This window comes from Halobacillus alkaliphilus (assembly GCF_900113125.1).
Lineage (GTDB): Bacteria > Bacillota > Bacilli > Bacillales > Halobacillaceae > Halobacillus > Halobacillus alkaliphilus.
In genome coordinates this window covers 129,259-155,659 of the sequence record NZ_FOOG01000003.1, presented here as the reverse complement: position 1 = coordinate 155,659, position 26,401 = coordinate 129,259, and the positions used below count along the sequence as shown (strand labels likewise).

Below are 26,401 nucleotides of genomic sequence, written 5' to 3'. Positions count from 1 at the left end.
TGATGATCCTCCTTTGTATGTCCACTCACGAAGAGGAAACTGAAAAAATAGGGTACATAGTTATTGTAAAACTCCCGTCTGGAGTTTTCAACTCGAACGATAGATTCCCTGGTATTTGGAAGGAGGAGGCTGGTGTGTTTAACATTATTCTTTTGACATGCGTAAGAAAGTTAAACGGAGAGCGTACGATTTCCGGGATATATAATTTATTAACTGGAAAACGTTCGTCTCAGACATTGCAGGATGCAAAGGGTTACGAATTAGAGGGTTATTTTGGTATTTATGAAGGGTTAGCTCGAGATGAATTTGAAGAAAGATTTAAGCAAATCGAAAACAATCAGTGGATTTATCTTGCAGATCGAACGTCCCCCATTATTACATCTGATGGAGCTCGCTATCTTGATAACTACCAGGGGCCTACGTTTGAATATTTTAGCGGAATGAATAACCACCGGAATATCAGAGAATTTGAACACAGACTTTTACTAGTCATTCAGACCATTACTTCTATACATGCAGGCAACTATTCGTTTATCCCTGTTATCGACGACTCTAAAGCCCAGAGGTGGGTTAAACGTTATTATACTTCTCTTTCCCATAATCTGAATCAAGAAGTCGAAGGAATGTATAATGAAATCTTTGATCTTTTGAACAACCGGTCGCCTTTGGAGTCAGAACTGTTCACATTTCGGTTGAGTGGGGCTGAAGTGATAGGGCTTACTTATGAACAATTGAAGCGTAAGTATGACATTACCACGGAAGATGCTTACGTTTGTATTCAGCATGTACTTTATTATTTATTCCACGAGGCTAGAAATTTACCAGATTCCTACCCGTTCTTATTTGCGTGCACTCGTGGATTAGATGGTGAGACTATGATTACTCAGTCAGCTAAGCATACGTACCATTATTTGGAGCTAGGGTGGACATTGGAAGCGATTGTTTCTAAGCGACGCTTGAAAAGAAGTACAATTCAGGACCATATCGTTGAAGCAGCCCTTGTTATCCCGGATTTTTCAATCGAACGTTTTCTCAGTTTCAAAGATCAACAAAGAATCATAATAGCAGCTAATAACATGAAGACGCTGCGTTTAAAACAAATCCATCAAACGTTAAACGGTGAATTTGATTACTTTCAAATCAGATTGGCTCTGGCTAAAGGTAAGAAGTTAACAGCGAAAGGACAATCTTATGCAGATGTATAATTTATCTTTTCAATTAGAAAAGTTCTTCGGATTTTCACAATTTCGTGAAGGGCAGCAACCGATTATCGAGTCCATTTTATCCGGTCAGGATGTTCTTGGTATTTTACCTACAGGAACTGGTAAATCGCTTTGCTATCAGCTTCCCGCAAAGATTCAACCAGGTACAACGATTGTAGTGTCTCCTCTCATTTCTTTAATGATAGATCAAGTGAAGCAGCTGAAAGCATCCGGCTATAAGTCAGTCGTCGCACTGAATAGTTTTATGGATCGTGCGGAGCGCAAAAAAATGCTGGAACATCTGGATCAATACGATCTAATTTATATGTCCCCTGAGTTTCTCCAGAATGACTGGGTTATGCAGCACCTTGTAAAACTTAGGATCAGTTTATTTGTAATTGATGAAGCTCACTGTATATCACAATGGGGCCATGAATTTAGAACGGCTTATTTAAAGCTGCATCAATCCATTTCTGAGCTTGGGGAACCGACAGTACTAGCATTAAGTGCTACAGCAACTCCAGAAGTCCAAACAGACATTATGGATAAATTAAAACGTCCTCTTATGGAAAAGCATATTTATCCAATGGACAAGCAGAATGTCAGTTTCGCTGTTGAGCATTATGCAACTCCTGATCATAAAATAAATCGAATGATTCAGCTTCTTTCTGATAAGGCGGTTCCTGCCATGGTTTATTTTTCCAGTAGACAATGGGCTGAAAAAGCAGCCTATCTGCTCCAGTCTAAGCTGAAGCAAAGGGTAGCTTTTTATCACGGAGGAATGGAGCAAATGGATAGGATGTTGGTACAGCAGCAATTTATGAATGATCAGCTCGATGTAATTTGCTGTACAAGTGCCTTTGGTATGGGGGTGGATAAATCTAATATCCGACTGGTCATTCATTTTCATCCCCCGTCTCAGCTCGAATCATTTATTCAGGAGGTAGGAAGGGCTGGGAGAGACGGGAAACCTTGTGCTAGCCTTGTACTTTATGGGCCAAGGGACCATTATCTTCCGCAGATGTTAATAGAGAGTGAATTGCCACAAATGGACCTTGTTCAAAACGTATTAAGATATCTGCATATGTTATGGAAGAACAACACTCCGATTCCTTCGAATGAGGAATTTGCTGAACTTCTGGAATTATCGGAGTCGCAATGGAACTTTTTACGTTTTCAGTTAGAAGAACACGGTGTGTTAAAAGAGAGATCTATTTTAAAAGATCCTAAAGGTACTTTTGTTGAGCGAAATCTGGAAGATCTAATAAACAAAAGGTGGAAGTACAAGCAGGCAAAACTTACCGAAATGCTTCAATGGATCCATCATACTTCTTGCAGGAGAAAAAGTCTCTATGAATCCTTTCAAGCTGATATTCGAGAACCTTCAGTACCCTGCTGTGATTCATGTGGATTTACAATGGATACGTTAAGCTTTGAAAAGAACGAGATTAAAGAAGATATTGATACTTGGAAAGAACGATTAGCTATTATCTTTAGACAGGGGGCGAGGTATGAAACGAAAAAAACAGGCAGAGGTTATTAAATTGATGACGGATCAAGAAGTTACGCTTCAACTGATCCTAACCCAGCTTTTACTTCTAATTCTCTCTATTTTAGGCAGCTTTTTTTATTTGATTCCTTTTGGTCAGAATGGAAATCCATATTCGATGTAACGTTGAATGATTGGATATGGTTTGGGGTATTGCCAGGATTTATTGTTCTATTGATCGATTTTATTTTGATGAACACGCTCCCAAAACAATATTATGATGATGGTGGTATTAATAACAAAGTATTTAAAAATCGATCGATCCCAGGTATCATTGGAGTTACATTATTAGTGGCTGTAAGCGAAGAAATGTTATTTAGAGGTGTCTTACATACGGAATATGGATATTGGGCCGCCAGTTTATTATTTGCTCTTTTGCATTTTCGGTATTTATCAAAAATTGTTCTCTTAATCTCTGTATTGTTTGTCAGCTTTTTTATTGGATATATGTTTGAACTAACAGGCAGTCTTACGGTAACAATTACGGCGCATTTTATTATAGATGTGGTGCTTGCCATGTGGATACGTCTAGGGAACAGGGGGGAATCAAATGACTCAATCCCATCATAGTGAAGGTGTGAATAATATGAACGAGAAGAAACTAACCAGTGAAAATATGAACACTTTGGATTTGCCACCGCAACGGAATGAAAATAAATCTAATACTTTCATGACCAAATGGAGTGCCAATCCACTTTGGGTTCGTTATATCATTGCTTTCCTATTAATTTTTATTATCCTGTTGCTTATTTTCTAGTAGTGTAATAATAGGCCAAATAGGAAATACCTCCCCACCTGCTAAGGGCGGGGAGGTATTTCCTATGATATTAAAAAAATTGCTTTCGATCTTTCTCGAATTTAAGAATTTCAACTGCTTCACGAAAACGTTGAGAGTGAACAACCTCTCTTTCTCTTAAGAATTTAAGACTGTCATTTAAACATGGATCATCTGACATATTGATAATCCACTGGTAAGTAGCTCTTGCTTTTTCTTCGGCTGCGATGTCTTCATAGAGGTCTGCAATCGGGTCACCTTTAGCCTGTATATAAGTAGCTGTCCACGGACTGCCTGCAGCGTTATTGTAGTAAAGGGCGTGGTCATGGTTAGCATAATGAGCACCTAAACCAGCTTCTTTCATTTGTTCAGGTGTAGCATCTTTGGTTAATTTATAAATCATGGTAGCAATCATTTCCAGATGGGCAAATTCTTCCGTTCCTATATCAGTTAATAATCCAATAACCTTATCAGGGATACTGTAACGCTGATTTAAATAACGGAGTGCAGCAGATAACTCCCCATCAGCTCCTCCATACTGCTCAATCAAGTATTTAGCAAGTCTTGGGTTACATTCCGTTACTTTAACTGGATATTGTAATTTCTTTTCATAGTACCACATGAAATCCCTCCTTCTCTATTCTTTACAGTTGCCAGGGCCAGGGGCTGTCTTTCCAATTCCAGGGGTAACCTGAAAAACTGCCACCATACTGGCGCAGCGGGCCGAAGTGTTTTTCATAAATTGCTTTCAAATCCCTGCTTTGGACCGCCAGCTCATTAAATTGTTGAATAGCTTGGGAGTCATTTGGATGTGTATCTAAGTAAAGAGTTAGTTCCACAAGAGCAAAGTCTACCATTTGAATTTTTTCCATTAATTCGTATCTTTCAGTTGCAGCTTTCGGTGGATTGTTCATTAATGGTCCCCTTTCCCTAGCGGAGTTGGATAAGGGTCGTAGAAGCAAGGCCAAAGCGTTCCTTTATAAAGCGCCTCCTGCAAAGAGAATTGTGGAAGGTTCGGCTGTTGAAAACCAACATATAGGTTGGGGGGAGTTTGATAGCAAGCCCTCTGCCTAGGAGGACATGGGTCAAATGGACCGTGATACGGTTGATAACACTTAATCAAAGTAAACATTTATATCCCCTTCCTGAACTCATTATCAAAAGTTATGTTTACTCAGCATGTCCTATTCGAATAAAAGAAGGAATTAACCCACTGTTTAGAGAAATGGTAAAAGAAGAATGGATGTATAATAGAATATGGAGAGGTGAGCGTATGTTTGTGAAGAGTATTATGAAGCCTGCACATCGATCATACACAGCTAAGACAGATGATCGCTTAAGCGGCATTTTAAATTTATTGAATGAGCATGATCTCCAGGCAATGCCTGTACTTGATGATCGAAAGTTCTTAGGGATGGTTTCTAAGGAGATTATTTATAGGGCTTATTTTAATGCGGACCAAAGTAAAGAAATCTTTTTAAACGAAACGACCGCAGGCGATATTGCTGAAAATGAGGACTTCTATATCCATGATGAAGAAGTATTTGAACGCACACTGCCAGCGTTTAAAGGTTTTCCTTTACTGGCTGTTGTAGATAAAGAACGGAATTTTCAAGGGCTTGTCACACGTTTTGATGTGATTGAGCAGTTTGAAAGCGCATTTGGAAGTAAGAAGAAAGGTATTCGAATTGCCTTTACTTCAGAAGAGTCAAGCGGACGAATTGAGAGACTCGGAGACATTATTAAAAGTTATCATGAAAATGTCATATCTCTGGCTACTTTTGATGAAACGGATAAGCTTGCACGTAGAATCGTACTAAAAATTGAAAAGAAAGATAATATAGAACAATTTACAAATAAGCTGGAGAAGACAGGGTTTAGAATTTTAAGTGTGAAAGAAGTGTAAAGATTAACTGCTATGACTTGTTCATAGCAGTTTTTTTGTGAATTACTTTTATGGTACGATTAATTTTATTCTATCTTTGGGAGAGTGGGGTAAGTGTTAGCTGGTGTCTTAATAGTAGTAAGTTTGGGATTGTTATTTCTTGCAGGAATGTACTTTAGGGCAGAACAAGACTACTTGGATACACACGTTATCGAAGATTCTGCTTTTCCTTTCGCTAAAGAACTGCACATTGTCTTTATTTCAGATATTCATAACCGCGAAATAAACCCAAAAACCCTTAACAAGCTGAAAAATGTGGATGTGGTGATCATTGGAGGAGATCTAGTTGATAAGCGAACGCCTCTAACTAGATTAAAGAATAATCTAGAGAAATTAAAGCAGTGGAAAGCCCCTGTCTATTTTATTCCCGGAAATAATGACCATGAACTGGAAAAAGCCAGCCTTCTGGATGTTCTTGATAATCATCATATTCATGTTCTTTCAAATTCCGATCATGAGGTAACCTTCCAATCGGAGGGCGGGTTTCTATTAAGTGGAATCGATCCTTATTTTATGAAGCCCAGGCGTCAGGCTGCCTATATTAACGATCACATTAATTATCAAATACTATGTGTCCACGACCCTTACGTTTATCACAAAATGAATCAGCAGGATCAGAAGCAGTTTGATCTAGTACTGAGCGGCCACACCCATGGCGGTCAAATCCGATTATTTGGATTAGGTCCTTATACGAGAGGAGGGTGGTTTGAATCAGAAAAACCGCCTCTTCTTATAAGTGAAGGGTATGGAACCTCACTGCTACCCTTACGTCTGGGAACTAGAGCAGAACTGCATTCAATTATCATTAAATCCTCCTGAAAGGGTTATTCAAATATTATATAAAGAATATACAAATTTTACACGTATTCAACTATTCATATATAATTATAGGAAAAGGAAAGGTTGGAGGAAGGAAAATGGGGACAAAGCAAGCAAAATACAATATAAAGGCTGTATCCCAAATGGTGGGAATTCAGCCTGGCACTCTTCGAGCGTGGGAACGCCGGTACCAAATTGTTCGGCCGTCCCGAAACGAAGCTGGGCATCGTTTATATTCAGATGAGCATATCAAAATATTAAGGTGGTTAATGGAAAAAGTGGATAAAGGATTCACTATTTCCCAGGCTGTTTCCCTTCTTGAGAGCAATGAAAATACAGTGGATGCTTCCAGTCATGCGGCAAGCAGTAACCAATTAGAGGTCCTGGGAGATGATCTTCTGAATGCGCTGCTGTCCTTTGAGGAGAATGAAGCACAGCAGAAACTGGATCATGCTTTTAGCTTGTTTACCCCGGAAACAGTAGCCATTGATATTATAGGTCCTCTCTTAGTTAAAATTGGAGACCTTTGGGAAGAAAACCGGATTACTAGTGCACATGAACACTTTGCAAGCCATTTCCTCCGTTCCAGAATGGGGATGATGCTTCTCTCCATACCTTCTGATTCTATGCTTCCTAAGGCTCTTCTCGTATGTGGTCCTAATGAGCGTCATGAACTTGGACTGTTGATATTTGCACTATATATGAAACGTAAAGGATATGATGTCATTTACTTGGGTCAAAGCATTGCCGGGGGCGACATTGACATTGTTATTGACGAAATAGAACCCTCCTATATGTTTATGTCCTGCACGTTAAAGAAAAATGTTCCTATTACGGTGAGTCTGGCCGAATCTTTACAGAAGCAGTTTCCTGAATTGAAAATAGGACTGGGCGGCCTGGCTTATGATCGTTTATCGGAACTTGATAAAAAACGAATGGAGCCATTCCTTGTCGGAAACACTAAAAAAGATTGGGAGGCCTGGTTGACCAAGCATTAGCGGAAATGAGAATGAAGGATTTAGTAAAAAGGTTGCCCCTGTAAACACACTTTAGATATAATTCGAAAAAAGGTGCCATAATCGCATCAGTCATCATACTATATAGATAACACACATTGTGACAGGGGGCGATCATGTGCGAGTGGAAAGAATGACAAATGAGAAATTTAAAATTTTTCTAACCTTTGATGATTTGTTGGATAGAGGACTATCAAAAGAAGAATTGTGGAGTGACCTTCCAAGAGTCCATCGAATTTTCAGCGATATGATGTATGACGCGGGAATTGAGCTCGGGGTCGAGTTAACAGGTGTGTTACTGGTGCAAGTTTATCTATTACAGGCACAAGGTATGTTAATTGTTGTTACCAAAACTGAGCCAACTGATATGGAAGACGAAGAAGATTATATGGAAATGAAAGTTACACTGGATGAAAGCAAAGAAATGATGTTTTCATTTGAAGATTTTGAAGATGTCATTCAGGCTGGTATTCATTTACACAAGCTAGGTGTTACGGGTGGCAATGTATATTATTACAATGATTATTACTATATGCTTCTTATGGATGAAGACATCATTCATCTGGATATCGATCAAGTTATTGCTTTGCTATCTGAATTTGCCTCTGCCTCCTCAGCTACCTCATATAGACTGGCGGAGTATGGAAAGCAAATTATGAAAGATGATGCTTGCGGGACAATTAAAAATTATTTTTCATAATCCGTTTTGAGTGGACGATGCTTTATAAGCTTCGTTCTTTTTATTTTTAATAGAAGCTCAATATAGAACATGTTACTATAGATAAGGATGTTTGAAATTTTAAGATGGTAAGAAATGGAGTGTCCATAATGAAGATTGCAGTATTGTATGGAGGGACTTCTGGAGAACGGGAAGTTTCTTTATCTACAGGTAAGGGAATAATAAAAGCGTTAAAAAACAAAGGTCATGAAGTGATCGCTATCGATTTTTCACCCGAAAAAATTAAAGATATACTGGAATTGAAGGTAGATCTTGTTTTCCTGGGACTTCATGGACGCTTTGGTGAAGATGGTAAAATTCAAGGCCTGCTTGATATGCTTAACCTTCCTTATGTAGGGTCAGGTGTACTATCCTCAGCTTTAGCTATGGATAAAGCAAAATCAAAACAAATTTTCTCATTAAATGGACTTCAAACTGCAAACAGCAAAACGTTTGATGTTACTGGCTTATTGAATGTGAGCGACATTGTGGAAGATATCAAGAAGCATTTTCCAACGCCATTCGTAATTAAGCCGAACCAGGAAGGATCCACTTTGGGACTAACAATTGTGAAAAATGAAGATCAGATTGAAAAAGCTGTCCAAACAGCAGCTCACTCTGATTCTACTATTCTGGTAGAGGATTATGTCCAGGGAAGAGAAGTGACGGTGCCGGTCATAGGTCAAAAAGGAAAAGAAACGCCGCTCCCGGTTATTGAAATCATCCCTAAGAATGATTATTATGATTTTGACTCAAAATACAAACCAGGTGGAAGTGAACACATTGTTCCTGCCAAACTGCCGGATAATCTTACCGACCGACTAAAAGAAGAAGCGGTGAAAGCTCATCAGTTATTAGGATGTGAGGTTTATTCTCGTGTAGATTTCATAATTAATGAAAACGGGGAGCCGGTGATTCTGGAAGTGAATACACTTCCGGGGATGACTCCAACTAGTTTATTCCCTGATTCAGCCAAGGAAATAGGCTGGAGCTACGACGATCTCATAGAAAAATTTGTAGAACTATCCCAATTTGATAAATAATAGAGCGTGCAATCGCTTACATTTCACGGATTAAAGACACTAGAATGCTAAAACACGCTTTCCATAATAGAGGTGAAAGTGTATACTATTGACTGAAAGAATACCCTGAAAGCGAATGCACGGATATTAGGAGGTAAATGGATGGTAGCGGATAAGCCGACAGATGCTGCAAACGAAAACAATGATAAACTCGATGTTTTAAAATCCACACAGACGGTGGTTAAAAAAGCACTTGATAAATTAGGTTATCCTAACGAAGTTTACGAACTTATGAAAGAACCGGTGCGGATGATGACGGTAAGGATTCCTGTACGGATGGATAATGATCATATTAAAATATTCACAGGCTATCGTTCCCAGCATAATGACGCGGTTGGTCCTACCAAAGGTGGGGTGCGTTTCCACCCGAACGTCTCTGAAAAAGAAGTTAAGGCTTTATCTATCTGGATGAGCTTAAAAGCTGGAATTGTAGATTTACCTTATGGTGGGGGCAAAGGCGGAATTGTTTGTGACCCGCGTGAAATGTCTTTCCGGGAACTGGAAGGTGTTAGCCGCGGTTATGTTAGGGCTATCAGTCAAATCGTAGGTCCTACAAAGGATATTCCAGCACCTGATGTATTTACAAATTCTCAAATCATGGCGTGGATGATGGATGAATACAGCCGTATAGATGAATTTAATAACCCTGGTTTTATCACTGGTAAACCTCTTGTCTTAGGGGGATCACATGGTCGGGAGACTGCCACGGCTAAAGGTGTAACCATCTGTATTGAAGAGGCAGCCAAAAAGAAAGGTATTAGTGTAGAAGGTGCCAGAGTGGTTGTTCAAGGCTTTGGTAACGCCGGGAGCTTTCTAGCTAAATTTATGCACGATCGTGGAGCTAAGGTTATTGGAATTTCCGATGCTTATGGAGGGCTGCATGATCCTGATGGTTTGGATATCGATTATCTGCTCGACCGCCGCGATAGTTTTGGCACGGTCACAAATCTTTTCAAAAATACAATATCCAATGAAGAACTGCTGGAGTTGGACTGTGACATATTAGTTCCGGCTGCTATCGAAAACCAAATTCGCGAAGAAAATGCTCACAACATAAAAGCAAGCATCGTTGTAGAAGCGGCAAATGGACCTACCACTTTAGACGCCACTCGAATATTATCTGAAAGAGGAATATTACTTGTACCCGATGTTTTAGCATCTTCGGGAGGAGTAACGGTTTCTTATTTCGAATGGGTGCAGAATAATCAAGGATATTATTGGACGGAAGAAGAAGTGGAAGAGAAACTCCATAAAGTGATCGTAAAAGGGTTTGATAACGTTTACAAAACCGCAGAGACGCGACGTGTAGATATGCGTTTGGCTGCTTATATGGTGGGTGTACGGAAGATGGCAGAAGCTTCTCGCTTTAGAGGATGGATATAGGTTGATTTGACCACAATTATCTCCTATCATTTACTTGGTAGGAGATTTACTTTTGTTTATTAAATCGAACGTAAGTTCCAGAGACTTCTGGAAAAGGAGAGATTAACGTGCAACAGGAAGAAAAAGTCATTATTATTGGCGGTGGCCCCTGTGGTATGAGTGCAGCCATCGAACTTAAAAAAATGGGTATTAAACCATTAATTATAGAGAAGGGTAATATCGTTAATTCTATTTTTCATTATCCGACTCATCAAACGTTTTTCAGTTCCAGTGAGAAGTTGGAGATTGGAAACATTCCATTTATTACGGAACGTCAGAAGCCCGTGCGAAACGAGGCTCTAGCCTATTACCGGGCCGTTGCTGGCAGGGAAGAGTTACGTGTGAATGCTTTCGAAAAAGTAATGCACGTAGAGCAGGAGAAATCAGGATTCATAGTTAAGACTGAAAAGCGAACAGGTGAACAGGCGGAATATAAAGCAGAGGACCTGGTTATTGCAACTGGATACTACGACCAGCCGAATCATTTAGGAATAAAGGGGGAAGAGCTTACAAAGGTTATGCATTACTTCAAGGAAGCTCACCCCTACTATAATAAAGATGTCGTAGTTATCGGTGGAAAAAATTCAGCAGCCGATGCCACTCTGGAACTGGAAAAATCCGGAGCTAATGTTACCGTTTTATACCGTGGTGAAGAATATTCAAAAAGTATTAAGCCTTGGATTTTACCGCAGTTCGAAGCTCTGGTAAGAAAAGGTGCCGTAAGCATGGATTTTTGTGCGCATATTAAAGAAATTACTGAGACCGAGGTCATTTACGAATGCCGAGGGCAGGAAAAACGCATTTCGAATGATTTTGTATTTGCTATGACAGGCTATCGTCCTGATCATAACTTCCTGACTAAGATGGGCGTTGAGTTTGATAGAGAGACCGGGCGGCCTGATTATAATGAAGATAGTATGGAAACCAATGTTCCTGGTATTTATATCGCTGGTGTAATTGCAGCTGGATACAACAATAATGAGATATTTATTGAAAATGGTCGGCATCATGGCGGAAAAATTGCTCGTGCCATTGGCAGTAAGAAATAATTCATCCGCTTAGCCATCTCCCGCTCCAGAGAAGGTTTGGGAGATTTTTTGTATGAATTATCATTTCGCATCGTTTAAAGGGGGCTTTATTTTGAATAAAGTAGTTTTGCTTACAACGGGAGGTACCATAGCTAGTGTACCTAATGAGCAATCTGGTAAATTATCATCTGGTGCTTTAACTGGTGAGGAGCTGGCTGAAATGCTAAAGCTTCCAACGGATATCGATGTAGTGATCGATTCTGTATTTCAGAAACCAAGTATGCACGTAGGCTTTGAAGATCTTATATGGCTTAAAGAGAAAATTGAAGCTTACTTTGAAGATGATATGGTTTCAGGTGTTGTTGTGACTCATGGCACCGACTCTTTGGAAGAAAGTGCGTACTTTCTTGACCTAACCATTAATGATCAGCGACCGGTTGTTATAACTGGATCTCAGAGGTCTCCAGGCGAGATGGGCAGTGATGCTTATATTAATATGAGACATGCCATTTATTCAGCGTGTAGTCAGGATTTGCATGGAGCAGGGGCGGTAGTGGTTTTTAATGAACGTATATTTCCAGCTAAATATGTAAAAAAAGAACACGCTTCGAATATCCAGGGGTTTAATGCTTTTGGGTTTGGCTACTTAGGGATTATTGATAATGACGAAGTTCATATCTATCAGAAACCGATACACAGAGAGACTTATGATCTTATAACTGATATTCCAAGAGTGGACATCGTTAAAACTTATTCAGGTGCGGATGGAGCTTTTATTAAAGCTGCACGTGAGAGTCAGGCAAAAGGCATAATATTAGAAGGGGTAGGGAGAGGTCAAGTTGCACCCGGAATGATGGCTGAAATTGTTAAATCAATTGAAGCAGGCTTGAGAATAGTAATTACTACTACCTCTGAAGAAGGATCTGTGTACACAACTTATGATTACTTAGGCAGCGCCTATGATCTTTATAAGCATGGCGTCATTCTTGGTGATGATGACGACAGTAAAAAAGCCCGTATTAAATTAGCTGTAATTTTGGCTTCGAATTTTGAGGGAGATATTACTTACTAACGTTCTATAGTATATGCCTATTTTCCACCTCTAGTGAAGAATCTCTCAGCGCTTCCTATCTTAAATTAAGTGGTTCTAATTTTTGATGTGCTATTTTGATCTTGCCTATTATGTTAACCCTCTTTCTTTGATAGAGATGCTTAAAAATAATCAGCAGTCTGATAAAAAAGTACCAGTCACCTGGTGCTTTTTTGATTTTTAACCATTCGAACGTATCCTTTATTCCTTTTCTACATTCTTCATGATACCATTGAAATAAGGCGAAAGAATGAGAGAGGGCTGATTTTTATGGCCTTGCTGACTGCAGCCATATCTCCTGCTATAGCAATTATGACATTCATATATTTAAGTAAAAGAATTGAGCTAGAACCACTTCCACTGATCATCCGAATGTTTATTATAGGCATCATCATGGTATTTCCTTTGATGTTTATTCAATATGCTTTTGAAACGGAAGGGGTATTTCAGACTCCGCTATTGAGGTCGTTTTTCTTAGCTGGGTTAATGGAAGAGTTTTTTAAATGGTTTTTTCTTTTATTTGTTGCCTATAGGCACTCAGATTTTGACCACCATTACGATGGAATTATCTATGGTGTGGCAATTAGTTTAGGCTTCGCAACAATAGAAAATATTATTTATATCTTTTCAAATGGCATTGAGATTGCACTGTTAAGAGCTGTTTTTCCAGTCTCTTCTCATGCTCTGTTTGGAATTCTTATGGGTTTTTACATGGGTAAAGCAAAATTCGCCAGCAAAAACCAAAATTTGTGCTTAAGTTTAGCCTTACTAATTCCAGTGGGTTTTCATACCTTGTATGATTATATTATTACTGTATTGAACCAGACATGGCTGTACTGGATTACACCATTTATGATTGTTTTATGGATGATAGGGATCAGAAAGATAAGATTGGCCAATGAACATCATGAAGACCTTCAAAAAACATGATACAAAGTAAACCGCCGTTGCAACGGCGGTTTTTTTAATGGATAAACATGTATAAAGTTTATAAACGGATGGACACTAATCTTATAAATAATTCTACTGGTCAGGGGTGTAACTCGGATGATATGGAAGAAAACAATAATCGTTGGGCTAGGAGCAGCTATGCTTATCTTTCCTGTTTCAGAATGGACATCTGTCCACTCTGTCGAAGCTTTTTCAAATCAAGTCGTACAGCATGGGGCTACCGGTGATGATGTGATAGAGCTGCAAGCAAGATTACAATATCTGGGGTTTTATAACGGAAACATCGATGGAGTTTTTGGATGGGGCACCTATTGGGCCGTTCGTAATTTCCAGTATGAATTTGGTCTTGAAATTGATGGCTTAGTAGGTCAAGAAGTGAAAAATAAATTGACCAAAGCTAGTAAATATGACAAGGGATTTGTTCAAGAACAACTGCGAAAAGGAAATGATTTCACCTATTACGGTGGTACTCCGAAAACTCAGCAGGTTAAACAGCAGAAACCAAAAGGAACCCAGAAACCTCCTCAGAAACAGGAGCCAACAGCTGTTAATGTTCCAAGCGGGTATTCTCAAAATGATATCCAATTGATGGCTAATGCTGTGTATGGAGAAGCGCGAGGTGAGCCTTATGTTGGTCAAGTGGCCGTGGCATCTGTAATTCTTAACCGTGTGTCGAGTGCAACATTTCCGAATACCGTGTCAGGAGTTATATTTGAACCACGAGCATTTACTGCGGTAAGTGATGGACAGATATGGCTTCAGCCTAATGAAACAGCAAAAGAAGCGGTTATGGACGCTATCAACGGATGGGATCCTTCTGGTCAGGCTATATATTATTTTAATCCGAACACGGCAACATCGGACTGGATATGGTCAAGGCCGCAAATTAAGAAGATTGGAAAACATATATTCTGTAAATAGGAGGTGGAAGAATGGTTCGCTGGATTACAATTGTCGTATTAAGTATAGTAGTTGTAGGGACAACCGTCTGGGGCTACAAGGAAAATCAGGATAAAAATGCAGTACTTATTCAAGCGGAGAACAATTATCAACGCGCATTTCATGAGCTCACTTATAACGTAGATCTTCTGCACGACAAAATAGGTGCTACTCTGGCTATGAACACCAGACAGCAGCTTTCGCCGCAGTTGGCTGAAATTTGGAGAATCACCTCGGAAGCAAATTCAGATGTGGGTCAGCTTCCGCTTACTCTCCTCCCGTTTAATAAGACTGAAGAATTTCTTTATGAAATAGGGGATTTCGCTTATAAAACCGCTATTCGCGACTTAGAGAAGAAACCTTTAAGTGAAGAAGAAATAAAGAAACTGGAAGAGCTTCATCAGCATTCAGGTGAAATTGAAACCGAGTTACGTAAAGTACAAAATGTGGTTTTGAAAGATAATTTGCGCTGGATGGATGTACAACTGGCTCTTTCTACAAACGATGAATCAGGTGATAACACTATTGTGGATGGATTTAAGACCGTAGAGAAAACGGTGAACGGTTATACACAAACGACCGCTCAAACAGGTATAACAACTACCACCCCAGAGAAAAGTTATAAAAATCTACAGGGGGATCACGTGTCAGAAGCAAAAGCCAAACAAATTGCCAGTCAATGGCTTGAGAAGGTTGATGTTAATAAACTTACTCTGACTAAATCAGGTAAGGGAGCTGATGTACCGACTTACACTGCATCGTTTGATAATGGGAAGCGTAATGGTTATATGGATTTAACTGTAAAGGGAGGGCACCCTTTAACCATTATGATCAGCCGTAAAATGGGGGAGGCGGAAATTAGTCTTCACGAAGCCTCCAAGAAAGCAGAGAAGTATATAGAAGGACTTGAGGCAGAAGGTTTAGAGCTGGCTGAAACGAACCAGTATAATAATATAGGGATCTTTCGTTATGTTTATACTAAGGATGACATTCGTTATTATCCGGAATCCGTAGTTGTAAAAGTAGGGTTAGATAATGGTGAAGTGCTTGGTTTATCCGCAAGAGATTACTACGATGATCACAAGGATCGTGAAATTGGAAAACCTGAGATAACAGAAGAAGAAGCACGCACCAAAGTAAACCCCGGTTTAGAAATACAGGATAACCGCCTGGCTGTTATTGAAAATGACTTAAAAGAGCTCGTATTATGTTACGAATTTTTAACTACTAAAGAAAATACTACGTATAGAATATTTATAAACGCTCAGAATGGACAGGAAGAAAAAGTGGAAACATTAAAAAAAGCTGAAATCAAATTTAATTAGTTTTGAAAAACCGCCATAGTCTGGCGGTTTTTTGATTCTCAAGACCTATATACTTTCCAAATTTATATAAAAATGAGATAATATAATTAATGCAAAAGTCATGTATCATTGGGGGATAATATGAAGAGCTTAAAAATAGGTATGCCATTCACCTTAGAAATTAACTCGAAGGATAATGAAGAACAAGAGAAATATAAGTGTAAACTTGTTGACCACGCGAAAGGGTATATCTATATTGATTATCCTATTAACGTAAAGACAGATAAAGCGGCTTTTATTATGGAAGGCACTGAAATCCAGGCGAGCTTTATTACTGAAGATCAATCTGTATATTGTTTTAAGACGGAGGTAGTAGCACGAAAAAAGTTAAACATTCCGGTGCTCGTACTGACATTTCCTCCTCAAAAAGATCTTATTCGGATACAGCGCAGAAAGTATGTGCGTGTAGACGCTTCCATAGATGTTGCGGTTCAGTTTGAAACCCAATCTTTTACGGCAGTGACCCAGGATATTAGTGGTGGCGGAGCGGCAATTTTAGAACCTTTTCATGTACAGATGTACAAGTACCAGCGCGTAAACTTAACGTTAGTTCTCCCTATGAATTCCGGCGAGAACCGGTACGTGGAGTCCGAGGGAATCGTAGTAAGAATAATTCAACAAGACAACGGAAAGAGAAATCAAGTATCCATACAATTTGAAAATATTTTTGAAAAACAGCGTCAGCTGATTATTCGATATTGTTTTGAACAACAGATGAACATGCGTCGAAAGGCACTAAAGTAGCTACATAATAATGGATTTTCTCCAATTAGGTATGTTATTCTGTACAGAGTAATTAAGAGTCTCTCATGGTGTGTTTAGCCATCTGAGGGCTCTTAGGCGCGCTTTCATTATTTAAGTGCGCTTTTTATATGTATAAGGTAAATTGGAGGAAACTGAATTCATGGATACTATGACAATTGCAATCGACGGTCCAGCTGCTGCCGGAAAAAGTACTGTAGCAAAAAGAGTAGCTGAAAAATTATCTTTAATATATGTAGATACAGGGGCAATGTATCGTGCATTAACATGGAAAGCCTTAAATAATGGTGTCTCACTTGAAGATGAATATGCTTTGGCACATTTATTGAGGGACACGGATTTACAATTAGTGCAGAGGGAGAATGGACAGAGAGTTCTTCTTGATGGTGAGGATGTTTCGGATGATATAAGGACAAGCGATGTTACGAACCAGGTATCTATTGCATCCAAACATAAAGACGTCCGGGAAGAAATGGTAAGCCGCCAGCAGGAACTTGTTAATCAACAAGGAGTAGTGATGGATGGCAGAGATATAGGGACTCATGTACTGCCTAATGCTGATGTAAAGATATTTATGATTGCCTCTGTGGATGAAAGAGCAGAAAGACGTCATAAAGAAAATCAGTCTAAAGGGTATGACTCAAACTTGGAAGACCTTAAGGAAGAGATCCGCAGGCGTGATGAAATAGATTCAAACCGTGAAGTCGCTCCGCTGGTAAAAGCTGACGATGCCGTTATTGTAGACACCACCTCTTTAACAATAGAAGAAGTAGTAGCGCAGATAATTAAAGTAGTTAATGAGAAGAAGGAGAGGGGGAATAAATAATGAGCTTGTATAAGCTGGGTAAATGGATTTGTGCTATCATCTTTTACCCTTTATATCGGATTAAAGTTATTGGTAAACACAATATTCCGAAAGAAGGTCCAGTTATTGTCTGTTCCAATCATATATCTAATGCAGATCCACCTGTAGTAGGTATTACAAACAGCAGGGATATCTACTTCCTTGCCAAAGAAGAATTGTTTAAAAACAGGCTAATTGGGGGAATTCTTAAAGGAGTCCATGCTTTTCCAATAAAAAGAGGCATGCGTGATCGTAATGCGCTCCGTCAAGGTCTGGAAATTCTTAATAATAATCATGTACTCGGTCTTTTTCCAGAAGGAAGAAGGCAAAAAAATGGCGAAATTGGAAAGGGCTTGGCTGGTGCAGGTTTCTTTGCTCTACGTTCAGAAGCCTATATTGTTCCCTGCGCTATAGTAGGACCTTATAAGAAGTTTCAGCGGTTAAAAGTCGTTTATGGTGAACCCATTGATATGAGTGGATACCGTGAGGAAAAAGCTTCTGCACAAGTCGTAACAGATCGAATTATGGAAGAAATCAGAAAACTGCATAAAATTCACAGCTGATGGAGCGTAATCACTTGACAAAAAGCTCTAAATATTAGAAGTTAGAAAAAAGGGCATTTCTGTTTCAAGGTTGTGTCGGAAATTGAAGGAGGTAGCTTGGTATGGATGAAATGAATCAAGAAGTATCTGGAATGCAAGAATTCTCTGCCGGGGACATTGTTACTGGTAAAGTTGTTAAAATTGAAGAAAAACAAGTCCTCGTAGATGTTGGATATAAAGTTGAGGGTATTGTACCTATTAGTGAATTATCCAGCCTTCATGTTGAAAAAGCTTCAGATGCAGTTAGTGAAGGGGACGAGTTGACCCTGCAAGTGAAAAAGGTAGAAGATGATGAAATCGTCCTATCTAAAAGAGCTGTTGATGCAGATAAAGCATGGCAGGACTTGGAAGACAAGTATGAGAGTGGAGAAATTTTTGAAGCTGAGGTTAAAGACGTTGTAAAAGGCGGTCTTGTAGTAGACATCGGTCTTCGAGGATTTATTCCTGCATCACTAGTAGAAACTTACTATGTTGAAGATTTTGAAAATTACAAAGGTAGAAACCTTTCTCTTAAAGTTGTTGAACTGGACCGAGAACAAAATCGTGTCATTCTTTCTCATCGGGCAGTAGTGGAAGAGGAAGAGTCAGCGAAAAAGCAGGAAGTACTGCACTCTCTTGAAGATGGCCAGGTGATTGAAGGCACTGTTCAAAGATTGACAGACTTCGGTGCGTTTGTAAACCTTGGAGGTATTGACGGATTAGTACATATCTCCCAACTATCTCATCAGCATGTAGAAAAAGCATCTGATGTAGTTGAAGAGGGGCAGACGGTTAAAGTTAAAGTACTATCTGTTGATCGCGATAATGAGAGAATATCACTATCCTTGAAAGCCACTCAGCCTGGTCCGTGGCATGATATCCAGGAAAAAGTGAAACAGGGAGAAGTGTTAGAAGGAACAGTTCGCCGTTTAGTAAGCTTCGGAGCATTTGTAGAAGTGTTCCCAGGTGTTGAAGGACTCGTTCACATTTCTCAAATCTCCAATCGCCACATTGGTACTCCTGGTGAAGTCCTGGAAGAGGGACAGCAGGTGCAAGTTAAAGTGTTAGACGTAGATGGAGAAGCTAAACGTCTTTCCTTAAGTATGAAAGAACTTGAAGCTGAACAAACTAGAGAAGAGTACCAGCAGTATGAGAAAGAAGAAGATAATTCCGGTTTCTCACTGAGTGATATGATTGGCGATAAACTGGATAAATACAAAAAATAATTGATTGGGTGTTGGATATGACAAGGTCTGAGAGGAAAATTGATCATATCCGCCATGCATTAGGTCACGAACGAGCTTCTCACAATCATTTTGACGATGTGGAAATCGTTCATCAAAGTCTGGCCCGTCTGGACTTTAATCAATTGAGTATAGAGACACAAGTAGGGGAACTTCATTTGAGTTCCCCTCTTTTTGTTAATGCAATGACCGGTGGTGGTGGAGAAGAAACTAAAGAAATTAATCGGAACCTCGCTTTAGCCGCAAGTAAAACCGGTATTGGGATGGCGGTAGGTTCACAAATGTCAGCCATTAAAAATCCCGAGGAGAGATCTACCTATGAAGTTGTGCGGGAAGTAAATCCTGAGGGAGTTATTTTTGCAAACGTGGGGAGTGAAGCGACCGTTCCTCAGGCAGAAGAAGCTGTCGATATGCTTAAAGCGGATGGGCTGCAAATTCATATTAATACACTTCAGGAATTAATAATGCCTGAAGGAGACAGAGACTTCTCCCACCGTCTTCGTCGAATAGAAGAAATTGTATCTAAATTATCTATTCCTGTCATAGTAAAAGAAGTAGGTTATGGAATGTCGAAAGAGACAGTAAAAACCTTATATTCTATGGGGGTTCGTTACATTGATGTAGGAGGCCAGGGGGGGACAAATTTCTCTAAAGTTGAGAATATGAGAAGAGACAACCCCCTATCATCATTTAATAACTGGGGAATCCCTACCCCTATTTCCATTTTGGAATCTTCTTCTGTGTCCCCGGATCTTCATATTATTGCATCCGGTGGCGTTCGCCACGGGCTGGATGGAGTGAAAGGACTCATTTTAGGAGGGAAGGCATTTGGAATGGCCGGAGGGTTGCTTCGTGTCCTGGTAGAAGAAGGTAAAGATGCTCTGGTCAATGAAATTTGTCATATCCATGAAGAGATTAAAATTGCGATGATGCTGGTGAATGCATCCAGTATTCACGACTTGTCCCATAACCCTTATATACTATTTGGCCGGACTAAAGAATGGTCAGACCAAAGACTTGACCCATGATTATTATCATGGGTTTTTTGTATGGGCAGATGTTTAAAGAAAGGGATAGTGATCCATAATAAAAAGAAGGAAGGGGTGGAAAAGTTTGGCGGCTATTTATTACTGGTATGCTTGGTTCCTTGCTCTCATCATCTTTTTTTTCATTCCACCTTCTAAATTGAGAAGTCGATTGTTACTTTTTATTTGGATCATAATGTGTACATATACACTCGGTGATAATCAGTTCATTAACTTTCAGCTTTACTTTGTTTTGCTATTAGGCATTTTTGGCACTTATTTATGGAAGATCACTCGTAAACATATGATCCAGCATTTCTGGCCAATTGTGCTTAGTATTGGTTATACAGCTGTGCAGCTTTTTCTGCTGGTGCAGCCAGTTTGGTCCAGACTCCCAGGTGTTTACCTGGGAGTAATGTTCTTCTTATTTGTTCTTCATAAAATGTTTCAGGACCTCCCTAGTTTAATGGGGGCTTGGCTGCTTATTAATGCGTTTGGTACATTATGGTCTTATTTGGTACTTTCCATTTACATATTGGAAGAACCCTTTTTCAATCAACAAACGATAATTTTTGTGTTAAAAGGTATGGTCGTTTTATTAATCATGTATGGGATTCACCGATTAAAGTACTCTTTGCAACAGAAGAAAATTAAAACAATTAAAAAACGAGGTGTGTATGTGTGAATGAATACACGTATCCAATTATTGCGGGCATTACGGTCGGTACGGCTTTAAGGGTCTTTATGCTTCGAACCGACTATCGTCAGTATCCTACCTATTTACACGGGAAAATTATTCATTTATCGCTGGGTTTTATAGCTGCTTCCCTCGGGACTATAGCCATTCCCTCAATAATGGAAAAAGAATTTACAGCTGTTACCTTTTTAACGCTAGCTGCTTCCCAGTTTAGAGAAGTTCGTAACATGGAAAGAAATACGTTAACAGAAATGGATTCTTTTGAACTTGTACCACGCGGAAACACTTATATTGAAGGAATTGCTGTCGCATTTGAAAGTCGAAACTACCTCGTTATATTTACTTCCTTCGTTGTTACGCTGTGCTATTTAGCAATAAATGGCTGGGCAGCTGTTGGCGCTGCTTTAGTGTGTTTTATTATTTCTTCCCTGTTAATGAGTGGTTCCAAGCTTTCCGATATCGTAACGGTAGAACTCTCAGAACTTAGCTTTGAAGGGGCGGGTTTGTATGTAGATAACATTTATATCATGAACATAGGACTTCCTGAACGTCAGGACGAAATATTAAAGTATGGGATGGGATTCATACTAACTCCTAAGTCTTTTAGTGTTCGCTCTACTATAGCTAATCTTGGCCAGCGTCAAGCAATTTTACATGATGTCTCCGTCACCCTTGGAGTTTTTAGAGACTCTGGAACCCCTGCACTTGTTCCGTTAATTAAACGTGATCTTAACGATGGGAGAATTGGGGTTTTTATATTACCTCAGGAAAAAGACCCTGTTAGAGCCAAAGAAATTATTTCTTCTGTGCCGGTACTGGAAAATGCCATACAAATGCCGTCAAGGAAAAGAAACAGGGAGGGCTAAAATATGAAGATGGAAAAAGCAATTCTAGCAGCGATTACAACTCAATCAGAAAAAGTAACCGGGAGCACGGCCGTTTTTCATTGTGACACCAAAGAAGAAATGGAAGCCGTAGCTGCTAATCTTGAGGCTATCCTTGATGGAATTGCTCACGCCCTGAGTGATCGATTATATATCATTGTAAAGCATTGATGAAAGCGGATCAGTAATTGTTTATTTTATGAATGTCTGCTAAAATATTAGAGTTAAAGGATTTCTGCTGTTCTGCGGGAGGAAAGCTGCGCATCGGCTATCCGCGGAAGAGCAGTATTTTTATGTTGCGTGGTACAGATGAATAGAAAACTTAGGTAGAATTCTGTTTCTTGTACCTCGGTATTTTAAAGTTGAAGAAAACGTGGAATAAGTAAAAATAGAAAAGAAGAAAGGAAGATCCTTTCATGAGAAAATCTGTCATGGCTATTGTTGGACGGCCGAATGTGGGGAAATCAACCATATTTAATAGGCTTGTCGGGGAAAGAATTTCGATCGTAGAAGATACACCTGGAGTGACGAGAGATCGTATTTATGCAGAGGGAGAGTGGTTGAACGAACGGTTTAATGTCATTGACACGGGCGGCATAGAACTTGGTGATGAGCCTTTACTTGTTCAAATGAGAGAGCAGGCTCAAGTAGCTATCGATGAAGCGGATGTTATTGTTTTTATGGTTAACGGCCGTGATGGAATTACGGGTGCTGATGAAGAAGTTGCGAAGATACTTTACAAATCAAACAAACCTGTGGTGCTCGCCGTAAATAAAGTTGATAATCCAGAAATGAGAGAAAACATCTATGAATTTTATTCTCTTGGGTTTGGAGAACCTCACCCTATATCCGGTACGCATGGTTTAGGGCTTGGGGACATGCTGGATGAAGTGGTAAAACACTTCCCGGATAAAATGATAGAAGAAATCGACGACGATATTATTCGTTTTAGTGTCATTGGCCGTCCTAATGTTGGGAAATCTTCATTAGTAAATACTCTTTTGGGACAAGAGCGAGTCATTGTAAGCGATATAGCTGGAACTACTAGAGATGCTATAGATACCCCGTTTTCAAAAGATGACCGAGATTACGTTATAATTGACACGGCAGGTATGAGAAAGCGTGGAAAGATTTATGAGGCTACTGAAAAATACAGTATAATGAGAGCGCTGAAAGCTATAGAGCGATCCGATGTGGTTTTATCCTTGATTGATGCAGATACAGGTATTCAGGAACAGGATAAAAAGATAGCCGGCTATGCTCACGAAGCCGGTAAAGCTGTTATCATTGTGGTAAATAAATGGGATACAGTAGAAGTGGAAGAGAAAACGATGAAAGAATTCGAAGACAAGGTTCGTTCCAACTTTCGCTTTTTGGATTATGCTCCTGTTGTATTTTTATCAGCAAAGACTAAAAAGCGTGTTCATACCTTACTTCCAAGAATACTGGAGGCAAGTGAGAATCATGCCAAACGTGTTCAAACAAATATATTAAATGAAGTGATTATGGATGCTTTGGCTATGAATCCATCACCTTCCATAAAAGGGCAAAAGTTAAAAATCTTTTATGCCACGCAGGTATCTGTGAAACCACCAAGCTTCGTAGTATTTGTAAACGAACCGGAACTGATGCACTTCACTTATGAGCGTTTTCTTGAAAATCGAATTCGCGAAGCTTTCGGTTTTGAAGGTACGCCTATTAAAATCTTCGCCAGAAAGCGGAGTTAAGGGAATTTCAAGAAGGGAGCAGGTATCATGGGGAAAGTAGCCGTTTTAGGGGCAGGAAGCTGGGGAACAGCTCTTGCCATCGTCCTTGCAGATAATGGTCATGAAGTAGCTCTTTGGGCTCACCGTAAAGAGCATGCAGATGAGATAAACGAAACACGTGCAAATGAGAAATATTTAAAGGGTGTTACCATACCTGAACGGATAGTCGCTGATAGTCAGTTGGATCGGGTTGTGGGTGGAGCTGACCACATCCTGCTTGTTGTACCAACGAAAGCTATGCGTGAGGTATGCCAGAACCTTAGAGAGCTCATCGACCATAAAGTAACCATCACACATGCATCGAAAGGGATTGAACCTGAGACTTTTAAACGAGTTTCAGAAGTCATTCATGAAGAGATCCCTGAAGAATTATATGAGGATATTGTTGTATTATCAGGACCTAGTCACGCTGAAGAAGTAAGCTTACGACAGCCGACAACAGTGACGATCTCCTCGAAAAAGCTAGAGGTAGCAGAAAAGGTCCAGGACCTTTTCATGAATCGCCAATTCCGTGTTTATACTTCTCCTGACCTCATCGGTGTGGAGCTGGGTGGCGCCCTGAAAAACATTATAGCTTTGGGGGCTGGAATATCAGACGGTTTAGGTTATGGTGATAACGCTAAAGCTGCTTTAATTACAAGAGGGTTGGCTGAAATTGCACGTTTAGGAACGTCTATGGGAGCTAACCCCCTCACATTTTCCGGTCTTACGGGCGTGGGGGATTTAATTGTTACGTGTACCAGTTCTCACAGCCGTAATTGGCGTGCCGGATACAAATTAGGACAGGGAAATGATTTGGATGAGGTACTTGAAGAAATGGGAATGGTGGTAGAAGGAGTCCGAACAACGAAAGCGGCTTATCAGCTTTCCCAGACGCAGGATGTAGAAATGCCTATAACTTCTGGTATTTACAGAATATTATTTGAAAAAGCCCATGCAAGAGACGTAGTGGACCAGTTAATGACCAGGATCCGTCGTCATGAAATGGAGGATCTCACAAATATTCTTGATGAACAAATGAATGACTGACACATATAGAACCTCGTGCATATACTATCCAGAACCTAACGCACGAGGAGGTCAATTGTTTATGAGTGATTTTCAAAAGAATATCTTTGATCATTTGAAAAAGAAAGCTAATATTGACGCAGAAGATGTTTTTAACGTGGCAAATTCTGTTCAAAATGCTGATTTTAAAGATGAGAAAACGGTGCGGCGTTTAGTGCGTCAATTGGCAAAAATAGCAAACAAACCGGTTTCTAAGCAAAAAGAAGATAAAATTGTTGAAGCTATTACGAAGCAGAATATGCCTTTGGATATGAATACTTTAGGTAAGTTTTTAAAAGGATAGTTAACGAGTGGGCGTCTGAGGAGGCGGCCCTTCGAAAAAATGCATATGATAACACGCAGCAATTATTTCACATGAGCGGGATAGGGAATTATTTAGTCAAACCGGAGCATAGCTGCTCCGGTTATTTTCTTTGAAAAAATGGAAATTAATGAACCTTACATAAATTCTGGTTAGGATATTTTCTTGTGCTCGAAATAGGAAGGCGTGTTTCCGCTTAATGGCAAGCGTGTGGTATAATATCAAAAGCAATTTGTGTACAAAGGAGGACAACCATGTCTGAATCAATGCTCAATATGTACATCTCCTTTGCTGGGATTTTATTCTTGTTTCTGGCGATTGGATTGATTTTATTAAGCAGGTATAAATTAAAAGGTGTGCTCTCTGGGATTGTGGCCTTTTTAGCCTATGTGTTTATGATTCTAGGAGGTTTTATTATATTTTACATCGTATTTAGTGGACCGACAGCTTAAGGGAATGGAGGGCTCAACATGAAAATGCTAAAACTATGGACTGTGCCATTTCTTCTTGTAATTTTGACGGGCTGTCTTTATCCAAGCAACGAGCTGCAGAAGAACCAGGTACCTAATCAGGTACAGTTAGACTCTATCCAAAATGCCGTGGAGACCTATCAGGAAAATACTAACGGACTCTTACCCATTAAGACTAAACCTCAGGAAACACCTATTTTTCAGAAATATCAGCTGGATTTTGAAAAGTTGAAGCAGCAAAACCTAATTGGCGAACCTCCTGGTACGGCTTTTGAGAACGGAGGATATTATCAGTATGTTATCATTCATCCAGAGGACAACCCTACAGTAAAAGTTCTCGATTTAAGAACGACCGAAACACTTCGCTCGTTACAGGTGAAAGTAAAATTTTTCAGGGATAATAATCGTTATCCACCATTTGGAGATCAAATTGCTAAAGGTGTCTACGCCCTTGATTACGAAAAAATAGGTCTAGATGAACCTCCTATGATTGATAGTCCTTATTCTCAGCAAATGCTGCCCGTTTATTTAAATTCAGAAGGAAAACTGTTTATAGATTATCGAAAAGACTTATATGAATATCTTAACAATAAGGATCATTCCTATGAATCTGGTGAAGATATCCGCTATTTACTTACAGACCATGCCCCGTTTGTACCAGGTTATTCTGAACCCTACACCATACGGGATGGTGAACCCATATTTATGAGCGAATATAAGTCATCTTGAAAAGAGCCGTTCCCGGATAAGGGAGCGGTTTTTTTGCGTGCTGAATGTGCTTAAAAGGATGAAGAATGATCTGTCCCCGTGCTCATAAGCTTTAAAGAGCTAGTTCAGAACGTTTACAGAAGCACGGTTC

32 protein-coding genes are annotated in these 26,401 nt (G+C 39.6%); 29 read left to right on the top strand and 3 right to left on the bottom strand.

What is annotated here, in order from left to right:
• The first annotated feature begins 134 nt into the window (after positions 1-134).
• Genes BMZ06_RS03460 through BMZ06_RS03445 form a run of 5 tightly spaced genes read left to right on the top strand, consistent with a single transcriptional unit; the run spans position 135 to position 3,508 of the window.
• Positions 135-1,205, top strand: coding sequence for a YpbB family protein (locus BMZ06_RS03460; RefSeq protein WP_175477785.1), 1,071 nt, complete (start codon positions 135-137; stop codon positions 1,203-1,205).
• The gene (locus BMZ06_RS03455) at positions 1,192-2,745 is read left to right on the top strand and encodes a RecQ family ATP-dependent DNA helicase (protein WP_089750151.1); all 1,554 of its coding nucleotides are present in this window, start codon (positions 1,192-1,194) and stop codon (positions 2,743-2,745) included. Before BMZ06_RS03460 ends, BMZ06_RS03455 begins: the two co-directional genes overlap by 14 nt.
• Complete coding sequence (locus BMZ06_RS21195; protein ID WP_342708398.1) at positions 2,714-2,875, top strand: hypothetical protein; 162 nt, start codon at positions 2,714-2,716, stop codon at positions 2,873-2,875. The genes BMZ06_RS03455 and BMZ06_RS21195 overlap by 32 nt, the downstream gene beginning before the upstream one ends.
• Before the next feature lie 2 nt (positions 2,876-2,877).
• The gene (locus tag BMZ06_RS03450; RefSeq protein ID WP_342708396.1) at positions 2,878-3,321 is read left to right on the top strand and encodes a CPBP family intramembrane glutamic endopeptidase; all 444 of its coding nucleotides are present in this window, start codon (positions 2,878-2,880) and stop codon (positions 3,319-3,321) included.
• A complete protein-coding gene (locus BMZ06_RS03445; protein ID WP_089750148.1) occupies positions 3,302-3,508 on the top strand; it encodes a hypothetical protein in 207 nt (68 codons plus the stop codon). The genes BMZ06_RS03450 and BMZ06_RS03445 overlap by 20 nt, the downstream gene beginning before the upstream one ends.
• 70 nt (positions 3,509-3,578) lie before the next feature.
• On the opposite strand, the gene BMZ06_RS03440 is transcribed toward BMZ06_RS03445, so the two are convergent.
• From BMZ06_RS03440 to BMZ06_RS03430, 3 genes are read right to left on the bottom strand one after another with little or no spacing between them, the layout of a single operon-like run.
• On the bottom strand, positions 3,579-4,148 hold the full coding sequence (locus BMZ06_RS03440) for a manganese catalase family protein (RefSeq protein WP_089750146.1): 570 nt from the start codon (positions 4,146-4,148) through the stop codon (positions 3,579-3,581).
• Between the two features lie 22 nt (positions 4,149-4,170).
• A complete protein-coding gene (locus BMZ06_RS03435; RefSeq protein WP_089750144.1) occupies positions 4,171-4,440 on the bottom strand; it encodes a spore coat protein CotJB in 270 nt (89 codons plus the stop codon).
• Positions 4,440-4,658 (bottom strand): spore coat associated protein CotJA, encoded by a 219-nt coding sequence (locus BMZ06_RS03430; RefSeq protein ID WP_089750142.1) that lies wholly within the window; start codon positions 4,656-4,658, stop codon positions 4,440-4,442. Before BMZ06_RS03430 ends, BMZ06_RS03435 begins: the two co-directional genes overlap by 1 nt.
• Before the next feature lie 141 nt (positions 4,659-4,799).
• Here BMZ06_RS03430 and BMZ06_RS03425 point away from each other — a divergent pair, with 141 nt between their 5' ends.
• From BMZ06_RS03425 to BMZ06_RS03310, 24 genes are all read left to right on the top strand, one after another.
• Positions 4,800-5,432, top strand: coding sequence for a CBS domain-containing protein (locus BMZ06_RS03425; protein WP_089750245.1), 633 nt, complete (start codon positions 4,800-4,802; stop codon positions 5,430-5,432).
• 93 nt (positions 5,433-5,525) lie between these two features.
• Positions 5,526-6,290: a metallophosphoesterase gene (locus BMZ06_RS03420; protein WP_089750141.1), complete on the top strand. Its 765-nt coding sequence runs from the start codon at positions 5,526-5,528 to the stop codon at positions 6,288-6,290.
• Positions 6,291-6,388: 98 nt separating this feature from the next.
• Entirely contained in the window at positions 6,389-7,288 is a 900-nt protein-coding gene (locus tag BMZ06_RS03415) for a MerR family transcriptional regulator (protein ID WP_089750140.1), read from the top strand.
• Between the two features lie 136 nt (positions 7,289-7,424).
• The gene (locus tag BMZ06_RS03410) at positions 7,425-8,006 is read left to right on the top strand and encodes a genetic competence negative regulator (RefSeq protein ID WP_089750138.1); all 582 of its coding nucleotides are present in this window, start codon (positions 7,425-7,427) and stop codon (positions 8,004-8,006) included.
• A gap of 128 nt (positions 8,007-8,134) precedes the next feature.
• The gene (locus tag BMZ06_RS03405; protein WP_089750136.1) at positions 8,135-9,067 is read left to right on the top strand and encodes a D-alanine--D-alanine ligase; all 933 of its coding nucleotides are present in this window, start codon (positions 8,135-8,137) and stop codon (positions 9,065-9,067) included.
• Positions 9,068-9,208: 141 nt separating this feature from the next.
• On the top strand, positions 9,209-10,489 hold the full coding sequence (locus BMZ06_RS03400; RefSeq protein ID WP_089750135.1) for a Glu/Leu/Phe/Val family dehydrogenase: 1,281 nt from the start codon (positions 9,209-9,211) through the stop codon (positions 10,487-10,489).
• A gap of 155 nt (positions 10,490-10,644) precedes the next feature.
• Positions 10,645-11,577: a YpdA family putative bacillithiol disulfide reductase gene (locus tag BMZ06_RS03395; RefSeq protein ID WP_245755944.1), complete on the top strand. Its 933-nt coding sequence runs from the start codon at positions 10,645-10,647 to the stop codon at positions 11,575-11,577.
• 52 nt (positions 11,578-11,629) lie between these two features.
• The gene (locus BMZ06_RS03390; RefSeq protein ID WP_089750131.1) at positions 11,630-12,628 is read left to right on the top strand and encodes an asparaginase; all 999 of its coding nucleotides are present in this window, start codon (positions 11,630-11,632) and stop codon (positions 12,626-12,628) included.
• A 288-nt stretch (positions 12,629-12,916) separates the two neighbouring features.
• Positions 12,917-13,576 carry a glutamic-type intramembrane protease PrsW gene (prsW, locus tag BMZ06_RS03385; protein WP_089750129.1) on the top strand — a complete coding sequence of 220 codons (660 nt, stop codon included), beginning with the start codon at positions 12,917-12,919 and terminating at the stop codon, positions 13,574-13,576.
• Positions 13,577-13,693: 117 nt separating this feature from the next.
• On the top strand, positions 13,694-14,518 hold the full coding sequence (gene sleB / locus BMZ06_RS03380; RefSeq protein WP_089750128.1) for a spore cortex-lytic enzyme: 825 nt from the start codon (positions 13,694-13,696) through the stop codon (positions 14,516-14,518).
• Between the two features lie 11 nt (positions 14,519-14,529).
• Positions 14,530-15,861, top strand: coding sequence for a germination protein YpeB (ypeB, locus tag BMZ06_RS03375; RefSeq protein ID WP_089750127.1), 1,332 nt, complete (start codon positions 14,530-14,532; stop codon positions 15,859-15,861).
• Between the two features lie 120 nt (positions 15,862-15,981).
• The gene (locus BMZ06_RS03370; protein ID WP_089750125.1) at positions 15,982-16,644 is read left to right on the top strand and encodes a flagellar brake protein; all 663 of its coding nucleotides are present in this window, start codon (positions 15,982-15,984) and stop codon (positions 16,642-16,644) included.
• 160 nt (positions 16,645-16,804) lie between these two features.
• Positions 16,805-17,488: a (d)CMP kinase gene (cmk, locus tag BMZ06_RS03365; RefSeq protein WP_089750124.1), complete on the top strand. Its 684-nt coding sequence runs from the start codon at positions 16,805-16,807 to the stop codon at positions 17,486-17,488.
• Positions 17,488-18,069 (top strand): lysophospholipid acyltransferase family protein, encoded by a 582-nt coding sequence (locus BMZ06_RS03360; RefSeq protein WP_089750122.1) that lies wholly within the window; start codon positions 17,488-17,490, stop codon positions 18,067-18,069. Before cmk ends, BMZ06_RS03360 begins: the two co-directional genes overlap by 1 nt.
• 101 nt (positions 18,070-18,170) lie before the next feature.
• Entirely contained in the window at positions 18,171-19,313 is a 1,143-nt protein-coding gene (gene rpsA, locus BMZ06_RS03355; protein WP_014643535.1) for a 30S ribosomal protein S1, read from the top strand.
• A 17-nt stretch (positions 19,314-19,330) separates the two neighbouring features.
• On the top strand, positions 19,331-20,359 hold the full coding sequence (gene fni, locus BMZ06_RS03350) for a type 2 isopentenyl-diphosphate Delta-isomerase (protein WP_089750120.1): 1,029 nt from the start codon (positions 19,331-19,333) through the stop codon (positions 20,357-20,359).
• A gap of 85 nt (positions 20,360-20,444) precedes the next feature.
• Positions 20,445-21,041 (top strand): YphA family membrane protein, encoded by a 597-nt coding sequence (locus BMZ06_RS03345; protein ID WP_089750118.1) that lies wholly within the window; start codon positions 20,445-20,447, stop codon positions 21,039-21,041.
• On the top strand, positions 21,038-21,919 hold the full coding sequence (locus BMZ06_RS03340) for a YIEGIA family protein (protein ID WP_089750116.1): 882 nt from the start codon (positions 21,038-21,040) through the stop codon (positions 21,917-21,919). The genes BMZ06_RS03345 and BMZ06_RS03340 overlap by 4 nt, the downstream gene beginning before the upstream one ends.
• A 3-nt stretch (positions 21,920-21,922) precedes the next feature.
• Entirely contained in the window at positions 21,923-22,108 is a 186-nt protein-coding gene (locus tag BMZ06_RS03335) for a capping complex subunit for YIEGIA (RefSeq protein ID WP_089750113.1), read from the top strand.
• A 245-nt stretch (positions 22,109-22,353) separates the two neighbouring features.
• On the top strand, positions 22,354-23,664 hold the full coding sequence (gene der / locus BMZ06_RS03330; protein ID WP_089750111.1) for a ribosome biogenesis GTPase Der: 1,311 nt from the start codon (positions 22,354-22,356) through the stop codon (positions 23,662-23,664).
• Between the two features lie 27 nt (positions 23,665-23,691).
• Positions 23,692-24,732, top strand: coding sequence for an NAD(P)H-dependent glycerol-3-phosphate dehydrogenase (locus tag BMZ06_RS03325; protein WP_089750109.1), 1,041 nt, complete (start codon positions 23,692-23,694; stop codon positions 24,730-24,732).
• Between the two features lie 61 nt (positions 24,733-24,793).
• Positions 24,794-25,054, top strand: coding sequence for a stage VI sporulation protein F (locus BMZ06_RS03320; RefSeq protein WP_089750107.1), 261 nt, complete (start codon positions 24,794-24,796; stop codon positions 25,052-25,054).
• Positions 25,055-25,326: 272 nt separating this feature from the next.
• Positions 25,327-25,524, top strand: a complete 198-nt coding sequence (locus BMZ06_RS03315; protein WP_089750105.1) for a DUF2768 domain-containing protein — start codon at positions 25,327-25,329, stop codon at positions 25,522-25,524.
• 18 nt (positions 25,525-25,542) lie between these two features.
• Positions 25,543-26,271, top strand: a complete 729-nt coding sequence (locus BMZ06_RS03310; RefSeq protein ID WP_089750103.1) for a hypothetical protein — start codon at positions 25,543-25,545, stop codon at positions 26,269-26,271.
• Positions 26,272-26,401: the final 130 nt, after the last annotated feature.